General features: G+C 34.5%; 2 protein-coding genes, 1 tRNA gene and 2 pseudogenes. 4 read left to right on the forward strand and 1 reads right to left on the reverse strand.

The window, feature by feature from the left end:
- The first annotated feature begins 154 nt into the window (after nucleotides 1–154).
- The 4 genes and pseudogenes from AACX68_RS05985 to AACX68_RS06000 form a co-directional block, all read left to right on the forward strand.
- A complete protein-coding gene (locus tag AACX68_RS05985; protein WP_228860818.1) occupies nucleotides 155–709 on the forward strand; it encodes an AidA/PixA family protein in 555 nt (184 codons plus the stop codon).
- 88 nt (nucleotides 710–797) lie between these two features.
- The gene (locus AACX68_RS05990; RefSeq protein ID WP_228860819.1) at nucleotides 798–1,346 is read left to right on the forward strand and encodes a DUF7823 domain-containing protein; all 549 of its coding nucleotides are present in this window, start codon (nucleotides 798–800) and stop codon (nucleotides 1,344–1,346) included.
- Nucleotides 1,347–1,728: 382 nt separating this feature from the next.
- Nucleotides 1,729–1,803 (forward strand) — tRNA-Arg (locus tag AACX68_RS05995).
- A 174-nt stretch (nucleotides 1,804–1,977) separates the two neighbouring features.
- Nucleotides 1,978–2,379, forward strand: a pseudogene (locus tag AACX68_RS06000) (tyrosine-type recombinase/integrase); the annotation flags it as partial.
- Between the two features lie 10 nt (nucleotides 2,380–2,389).
- Here AACX68_RS06000 and AACX68_RS06005 read toward each other — a convergent pair.
- Nucleotides 2,390–2,728, reverse strand: a pseudogene (locus tag AACX68_RS06005) (transposase); the annotation flags it as partial.

Raw genomic sequence — 2,728 nt, forward strand, 5'->3', positions numbered from 1 at the left:
AAAACATCTCGTACATAAGTTTTTTTGAGGTTTTGACTTTATATTATTTTGCTATTATTCATTCCGTCAGTGGCTTGTGAAAAAATTCAGTCAGAGTGTTATGTTTTTTGTGTAATAAAACATGCTAATACCATAAATAAATGAGGGTACAATAATGTCTAAAATGATTGATATATTAGTTGGTATCAGAGTCGAAGATATTATGAATGATTTTGGCAAACTTAGCAAAGATATTAACAATCCTGTTTCACTTTGGTCTGATGGTATTTTTAAAAAATATATCACTTATATCCCTGAGGATGACAGACTTGCGTCAGTTAATAGTTCAGGTAATTTAGTCATTAAATGTGATGCTGGCGATATGCTGCGCGTAAAAGTAATGACATTAAATATGAATTTAGACTATTCAGTTGCACTGATAAAACTGGATTCAATGATGAACGTCATGCCGGATGACATGATGACAATGATAGAACCTCACAAGGTTGTACAGGGCATAGAATATATTCCGGTTGTCGATGTAAGAAATCCATTAGATGTGAATATGCAGGCAATAAGAAATTACTACTGGATGAGCAAAATTAATATGATGCCTGCAAATGGCACTATGCGTACAATGTATTATGAGTGCATTGTAGGAATTTATAAAGAAGGTATTTTGCAGGGTTATGTTGCTGCAGAGCCAGCTCTTATACTGGATAAAAGATAAATATTTCAGGTAGAGGCACTGAATGAATTTTCCGGGCCGTGCAATGCACGGCCTTATTTATCTGCGATAAATAATAAGTGAGGGGATTATGGTCAATGATAATAAATCAAAAATTGACACATCAGAGACAGAATATAAATTGGAACTTGATATTACGCTCGGTGCTGAGAAGTTTAATTTCTCCGATCCAGCAATAGAATTAGAAAACATGCATTGGGGATACAATAGTGAAGCACAATCAAGCCAGAATAGGCCGTCTTTTGGTAAATTATCTGTTATCGAAAATAACACACCTATTGATGCAGATAAAATAGGGTTTTTCTATTGGTCAGAAAGGTTATTTGCAGGATTGCCTGGTGGTTTTCTTTTATTTAATGCGCATTCTTATAAAAAACAGCAAAGCTTTAAAAATATGTTGGATTTACTCTATGATAAATTTCTTTATGTAACAGTTGATGGTGTAACTTACCACCTTGGAAAATATTCAAAAATTATAGTTGGAATTTCAGTTGTACATGATTACAACATTACATACGACTATATTGCTCAGTCTATTCCTGACGCGAAAAAATTAGGCGATGTATTGAAGGCAACTGGAGAAACTAAACGTTTTTGTTTCAGATGGTGTGATAATTAAGTAATTCAGAGTAACAAGATATATTTTTATAACAAGTGGTCAGTTTTTATTGATCACTTTAATTTTCAATTTTCAATTTTCAATTTTCAATTTTCAATTTTCAATTGAGTGATGTTCGAACAGAAAAACTGACAATCTTGATTTTTTTATAGGGTCATTAAAATCAGCCGGTAATAACACTCAAGGTTATGGTTATAAATTGTTCACAAAATGAAGTGCGATTATGTACTCAATCTGTACACAATAGTAAGTAATAAGTTGACTATAACAAAAAACTAAAGAAGATAGGGTGAAACAAACAAATGCAAAAAACTTGATTAAAACAGGCAGAAAGAGCTAAGATACGGGAGTTTCAGAAACGGCCTGAAACAAGCAGTAAAATGCCCTCTTAGTTAAATGGATATAACGAGCCCCTCCTAAGGGCTAGTTGTAGGTTCGATTCCTGCAGAGGGCGCCAAATGAACATCTTTCACAGTCTATTCAAGTCAATTAACACCAGTAAAATCAACAAAATTGCTAAATTCCTCATCTATCGAAGTCTAGTAGTGTCTTTCTAAATATCTACAATTTGTTGTATAGCTTTTTGTATAGAGTTTCCCTCTACAATTTTTCTATACAAGATTTGTGATTTATGAAGCTGACAGATTTGGCAATCAAACGAGCCAAACCAAAAGAAAAAACCTATACACTGGCAGACGGCAATGGGCTATCTTTGTTGGTTGATACCAATGGTTCCAAAGGCTGGCGCTATCGTTATCAATTCGCGGGTAAAACTAAAATGATCTCATTAGGTGTTTATCCGGTAGTAACACTCACCGAAGCCAGAACCAAACGCGATGAGGCAAGAAAGCTGGTGGCTAACGGAATTAACCCCAGTGAAGTAAGAAAAATTGAAAAGATATCCGCAGCAAACCAAATAGAAAACACCTTTGAAAATATAACTCGTGAATGGTACGAAAAACGCGTAGACAGGTGGTCAGCTTCTTATGCTAAAGAAATGATGGAAACATTTGAAAAAGACGTTTTCCCATATAAATAGCTTGTCATAATGGTGAGACTCTTATATTTCTCATTTCTTTCCAATTCGTTAATGAGGCCCTTTTCAAAAAAATTTTCACATTACGAATAAGTTGCCACATAAATTGGCAACAATGATTGCGTGTCACTGTTTCATGAAGTGATTGCCATAACCGTTCTATTTTGTTTAACCAAGGCGAGTAGACCGGAAGAAATAGCAGTGTCACGGTGGGATTATTCAACAGCCATTCTCAGACCTTCTTACTTTTATGGATACCGTAGTTATCTAAAATCACGCTCAGCGTTTCTGCATCACGATAGGTTCGCTTTAATACTTCTAACATATTGATAAATAAATTCGAGTC

Origin of the sequence: Xenorhabdus sp. PB61.4 (genome assembly GCF_963894935.1) — a bacterium.
GTDB lineage: Bacteria > Pseudomonadota > Gammaproteobacteria > Enterobacterales > Enterobacteriaceae > Xenorhabdus > Xenorhabdus stockiae.

What these genes read in the sequence shown, in the direction of transcription:
- AACX68_RS05985 (WP_228860818.1), top strand. Translation starts at nt 155, where the DNA reads ATGTCTAAAATGATTGATATATTAGTTGGTATCAGAGTCGAAGATATT.
- AACX68_RS05990 (WP_228860819.1), top strand. Translation starts at nt 798, where the DNA reads ATGGTCAATGATAATAAATCAAAAATTGACACATCAGAGACAGAATAT.